8 protein-coding genes are annotated in these 5367 nt (G+C 57.5%); 4 read left to right on the top strand and 4 right to left on the bottom strand.

Annotated features, from left to right (window positions below):
- Positions 1–415 precede the first annotated feature (415 nt).
- From C7G41_RS36580 to C7G41_RS36575, 3 genes are all read left to right on the top strand, one after another.
- Entirely contained in the window at positions 416–685 is a 270-nt protein-coding gene (locus C7G41_RS36580; RefSeq protein WP_158268093.1) for a phasin family protein, read from the top strand.
- A 432-nt stretch (positions 686–1117) separates the two neighbouring features.
- Positions 1118–1276, top strand: coding sequence for a hypothetical protein (locus tag C7G41_RS38105; protein WP_199198793.1), 159 nt, complete (start codon positions 1118–1120; stop codon positions 1274–1276).
- A 29-nt stretch (positions 1277–1305) separates the two neighbouring features.
- A complete protein-coding gene (locus C7G41_RS36575; protein WP_106947044.1) occupies positions 1306–1740 on the top strand; it encodes a nuclear transport factor 2 family protein in 435 nt (144 codons plus the stop codon).
- A 300-nt stretch (positions 1741–2040) separates the two neighbouring features.
- Here the strand turns inward: C7G41_RS36575 and C7G41_RS37220 are convergent, their stop codons facing one another.
- The 3 genes from C7G41_RS37220 to C7G41_RS36565 form a co-directional block, all read right to left on the bottom strand.
- Positions 2041–2463 carry a hypothetical protein gene (locus C7G41_RS37220; RefSeq protein WP_146159900.1) on the bottom strand — a complete coding sequence of 141 codons (423 nt, stop codon included), beginning with the start codon at positions 2461–2463 and terminating at the stop codon, positions 2041–2043.
- A gap of 281 nt (positions 2464–2744) precedes the next feature.
- Entirely contained in the window at positions 2745–2954 is a 210-nt protein-coding gene (locus C7G41_RS37215) for a hypothetical protein (RefSeq protein WP_146159899.1), read from the bottom strand.
- Between the two features lie 175 nt (positions 2955–3129).
- Positions 3130–3663 carry a cytochrome b gene (locus tag C7G41_RS36565; RefSeq protein ID WP_106947042.1) on the bottom strand — a complete coding sequence of 178 codons (534 nt, stop codon included), beginning with the start codon at positions 3661–3663 and terminating at the stop codon, positions 3130–3132.
- Positions 3664–3893: 230 nt separating this feature from the next.
- Here C7G41_RS36565 and C7G41_RS36560 point away from each other — a divergent pair, with 230 nt between their 5' ends.
- The gene (locus C7G41_RS36560) at positions 3894–4256 is read left to right on the top strand and encodes a hypothetical protein (protein ID WP_106947041.1); all 363 of its coding nucleotides are present in this window, start codon (positions 3894–3896) and stop codon (positions 4254–4256) included.
- 52 nt (positions 4257–4308) lie between these two features.
- Here the strand turns inward: C7G41_RS36560 and C7G41_RS36555 are convergent, their stop codons facing one another.
- A complete protein-coding gene (locus C7G41_RS36555) occupies positions 4309–5031 on the bottom strand; it encodes a hypothetical protein (RefSeq protein ID WP_106947046.1) in 723 nt (240 codons plus the stop codon).
- Positions 5032–5367 lie beyond the last annotated feature (336 nt).

The raw sequence follows: 5367 nt of genomic DNA, 5'->3' as shown, positions 1-5367 counted from the left end.
GAACTCTCGACTGAACTTCCGTCTCTGCATGACCCACCTCTGGCTCGATAAAACACCCAATCTCGGTGTCCATCAAACCGGCAGCAGCTCATAGCGGTGACCTATCGGCCGGACACCTGGGAAACTTCCCAGGGTCCCCAAGGCGTACAATGGCGGTTGCGCTCCAGGGAGAAAGACGGCTCAAGGGGCGGGAGCTTAGAGCTTCAGCGCGACACTCGAAGACGGAGTCACGGTTGCGCTGCTTTTTAAAGCGAGACAGGCGCCAGATGCGGCGCCGTAGAACTACTGTGCCAAAATTATCATTGCTGCAGTGCACCCAAGATGCTTGCTGTTGAGGCATTGAAAGCTTCATAAGACTTCGAGATCAATTGGATCGGAGATGTCTCCGGAACTGATCGACGAAGGACAATTTGTGATGACCGATTATTCCAGCATTCAGCAGCATCTTACTGCTATCACAACCGCCCAGACCGATTTCGCGAAGTCGTCGTTCGAGGCCAGCAAGGCCTATTTCGAGAAGCTTGCAGCCGTGAAGTCGCCCGACAAGTTCACGGAATTGACAGCCGAATACGCCAAATCCGCACAAGAAATGTTCTTCGCCGAAGCGACCAAGATCGGCGAGCTTTACAGGACCTTTGCGCAGGAAGCCTTCAAGCCGATCACTTCAAGCTTTCTACCCAAGTGACCGCATAAAGCGTCTCTTACCAGCCTCGCCGATCTGTCTTGAACGTGGTTATTTCCAAAAAGCACAATGCCGCCTAGCCGAATATCTTTGGGAGGCGGCATTGTGTGTCAAAGCTGGCCCTCAGGCCTTGCTTGGTTCTGTCTCCTTGGTTGGAACAGCAGCCTCGATGCGCGAGGCCGACAGCTCGAACATCGAAACCATATGGCAGGCCCCACGAAGCGATCCTGAAACAGACCGGCCCTACCCTTCATCAGGTGGATAAGGGACCTCACGTCATGTGGACAATCATCAACGCACTCTATGAAGAGTACTGCCAGGCTCGGCTTGACGAGATGCTGCGGATCGAAACTGCGAAATAGGCGTGAACTTCCGCGCCGGGATGGGCTGAGCGCGAGTTTGGCTCAGCCGCGATAGAGCAATTTGGAGGGTAACATGGCGGCATTGGCTACCCGTATTTCTCCCAAGGCGTCGGTCGAGGCGATTGCCGACTTCGAGACGTTCGTGTCCGTATCGCTATTCTGCTTTGCCGGCTTGCTCATGTCGGTCAGCATTATTGTTGCCGACAAGTACATGCCGGGCGAGTGGTTCTGACCCCATTGTCCTGACGAAGGCGGAGCCCGATGCTGCGTACCATCGTAGTTGCCGCATTCTTATTGATGTCGGCTTGCTATGTTGCTGCCGCTCAGCAGACTACCGCCGACCAGTATGCCGACCTGCAGAAGAATTTTGCCGAGGCATACAATCGCAAAGACGTCGATGCCATGGCTGCAGCTTTTACCGACAACGCCATTAGGGTGACGCCAAGTGGTATGTTCGTAGGCCGAGAAGCGATTCGGCGTAATCTGCAGGATGTCGTCAACTTGGACCTGCACGACTACTCTGTAGAGCGCAACGTGTCGCGGTCTTTCGGCAATTTCGTGTTCAATGCTGGCGAGTGGCAGGCCAAGATCGGCGACCAACCGCTACACGGCTACTATACCGCAATCGTGGTCCGAGACGGCAGCGTGGCGAAGATCATGGAAGAGACCGTGACCGTGGCTGCTCCTGGGCAGTGATGAAGCTTTAGTATGAGGCGACTATCGGCCTGCTGCGCTGGGGGGGCATTGTTTTTGTTGCTGTACTTAGCGTGCGGCTCTGTTCACCCCGAACGCCGGGTCGCGCTCCTGATCGACAACTCCGCCTCTAAAAGCGTTCCCCCGCTCGCGAACCCGGTGAACGACGCTGAGGCATGTTACATAGGCCGGCGATTTCTGTCATTCCGCACGTCGGCTAGCAACCTCCTCGCGCGCAGATGCAGGCAGCGCCCTCTGAGACCAGTCGCCGTCGCGCCGCACGGGGCATCCCGTTTGTGACTATTAAGCAGCCTGGCTTCGACCGCCGTCGATGACCGTGAACAGCGCGCGCCGATCAACTGGTGAGCTACTCGGCTGATCAGGTTTTCCAGCGGACCCTATAGGTGGCGGACACTTTTCCAGCAAGGTTTCCGACGTTGCCGCCTCTGCTTCTACATCAGCCACGGGAGTTTTTACCTTCTGTTCCATAAGTTCGAGTGCGGCTGCGCCCTTTGCCGTCAATCGCCAACCGAACGAATATCTTTGCACAAAGCCTAAGGAGAAGACGTCCAACGACGGGAGCGTAGCACCCAGCCGCTTGCTGTAGCTTGCCCAATCAGTGCCGCTCGTTGCCAAAAATGCGAGGTCGCGTTTGATATCCGTAAGCGTCGCCAGCCCATTGGGGTAGCTAGCAAGTAACTTCAAAATGGACACCTGGAAATTCACGACCTGCCACCCACCCGGCTATGCGGGCTATTTTGTCAGTGGTTCGTGGCACAATGCAATAAATTTGAATGGACAATGCGGCTTACTGATCCAGCAGAACTCCGTTGGGCGCGGCATGAGCGATGCCGGATGAGAAGGAAGTCCACGATAGCCTGGCACGAACGTGCGCTGTATTCTGGAGGGTGACGAGTGGCGCCCCCCGATTGCACGCACCGGAGGGGTACTCGAAGCCGCGCAACGTCAGGTCATTAATGGTGACTGGTTCTCGGTCCAGCGCCGTGTTACTCGTTCAATGGACGCAGCCGTGGAGAGCCGCGCAGCAGCGAACGTTGGTGGTCGATATATTCCCGCACCACCTGCCGAACTTCTGCCATTCCCACGGACCGGGCCTCGCGCCGGGCCTTTGTCTCGACTCGCGCGCCAGCGTAGATGCGCCGGTACGCCTGGAGAGAAGAAGCCCGTATTGACCGGCGGAGCTCGTAGACGGCCATCGCCGCTTCCTCTGAAAGCGCCCGCGCCTGCTCTCGTGCGGCACGGGCCTCGTCGACAAGCCGTCGACGATCAGCATCAGCCCGCAATGTCGCGATTGGCCGCTATGATCCACAAGCGGTCCTGGACCGCTGCTCCCGATTGTCCGCTGAGGGCCAACAAAAGACATTCGCAAAGTCACCGACGGCTTGGCAGCATTCGTTGCATGACGCCGTCGCGGTAAATAAAAATGTGAGCGAAGGCTGCGGCCACATGAATGCCGATTGCGATCAGCAACGCCCACTCCACTAATTGATGCCAGCCGTCGATCTGATGGATCGCGGTCGTGTTTTTTTCCGTCAGCATCGGCAGCGGGATAAGATCGAAATAATAGACTGACCAACCTCGGAACGATGCGAATAGCCAGCCTGTGATGGTTGCAGCGAGAACCAAGATATACAGCAGCCAGTGCACCGCCTCTGAGGAAACTCGCTGCCATGGCGGTAGTGAACTCTCCGGCGCCACCGGGTGGGTGACACGCCAGACAAGCCGCAACAAAATCACCGCGAGAATCGTCAGACCAAAGGAGATATGGAGCGTCATGGCCCTGCCCGGCGGACCCGCATGAACGTCTGGCATAAGCCAACCAATTGAGAACTGAACGGCCAGAAGGGCCACGACGAGCCAATGGAGCACTTTAGCCGGGGTACCGTAATGCAGCCGATCAGTCATAAGGTCCTATCTCAATGTTTTGCAGGGCGCGCTGCGTCGTGTCGTCCAGCACGTATGCCGATCCCGCGCCCGGCTCGCCACTATCGCCATCTCTGCGTTCCGCAATGTATATGCTTGCGAGCGCGCTTCATGATCGACACTTGCATCCAACGGCGCCGGGAACATTCGGCAATCCGTGGCGTTGCGGCTTGCCGGCCTCGCGTCCGGCGCCATGAACTGGAGAAGCAACCATGGACAAGAAGATCGCTGGCTTACTAGGAGCGGTGGCGTCGCTTGGCACCTTTACCGCTGCCGAGGCCGGTCCTGCACCCGCTCCGGCGGATGTTTTGCGGGCCAACTCATATGCCGACCTGCTGGAACCTATCCCGAACGCCGTCGCGCTGCTGCAAGCCGTTGACGAAGACACACCAGATCCAGCGGCGGGGAACGTCCAGCTTGCCCAATTCTATCATCACCATCATCACCATCATCACCATAGCTTCTATCGGCACCACCACAGCTACTATCCGCGCGTCGTAGTCGTGCCCCGGTATCGCCGATACCACCACCACCACCACCACCACCACCACAGTTTCTATCGCCGCGACTATTGAACTACGCGCTCTAAGTGATGAAAACAGGACCGGGAGGTCCTGTTTTTTTATCCTATTCTCGCCGGGCCTTTTCCTTCGCGGCGCGGTGCAAATGGCGGTAAGTGCCGTCAAACACAGTATTGGTATCGGACGTCCACTCGGTCCCGGCCGCCAGGTTCGGCCGGTTGGCATAGATGCGCCGCGATTGCAGTTCGCGCTCGGCGCATTCCACCTCACCCATCGGTTCGAGATCGAAATTGGCTTCCTCCGGAATCACGATCATCTGAGCGAATGATTCGTTCGGCCTGAAAATGTGCGTCCGCCCCTCCGCAGGCGCCTTGAAGACGCAAAAGAAAAGCATCGGCCACCAGTTCCGGATGAGAGCCGGTACCGCGACCGGCACGGTATCGGTCCGGTCGGTATAGAACCGCGGATGCGGTTCGGTGCGAACCGCCATGCCTTTCTCGACCTTGAGGTCGAGCAGGACTTGATAGGTGTAGAAAGCATCGCCGAAATTCCGAAAGGGCGGCCACTCGGCCCCTCCGTTCGGCGGCTCACCCCAATCGGCATCGAAGTTCAGATGGCCGTCTTTGGTGCTGACATGGAGCTCGAAGTCGTAGGGGTAGAATAACTCGATCCCGTACTGTGCGCCCTCCGAAAACGGCACACAATGCCATACCTGCTCGCGCGAGCCGTCTGCGCGCGGGTCGCGCTTGCCTGCCCAACCGGGAATCTCAAGTTTCGTCCGGCGTGGCGCCAAACGCGGATTATTCAGGCGATACTTGACCTTACTCATCATATCCCCCCTGGGATTAGGAACTGCGGAACTCAAACCTGCAAGCAGTGTCGTGGTTCCATTCAGGGGAGGGTTCGTCTCACATTCGGAGGTACGATGCGGGCAGCCAGCAGACAACATTTCAAGCTCGATCACCTCATCGGCGAGGCATAACCTGCTGCAAAAATGATTGCATTGCTGGCAACTTGCGAATCGCATTAGGCGCCGTCTGCTTAGGGTCAGGTACCAACCTTGCGTGTCCTTACAGCCTGACTCAAAAAGCGTAGACGTCTTCAAGGTCTGGCCAAGCGGCGAGTTAAGAGCCTCAGATGGGCAGCGAGTAGCCAGGCGAGCTCG

It is taken from the genome of Bradyrhizobium sp. MOS002 (assembly GCF_003020115.1).
Classification (GTDB): Bacteria; Pseudomonadota; Alphaproteobacteria; order Rhizobiales; family Xanthobacteraceae; genus Bradyrhizobium.
Note: the sequence above shows the minus strand (reverse complement) of the source record. Positions and strands in the feature narration are given on the sequence as shown.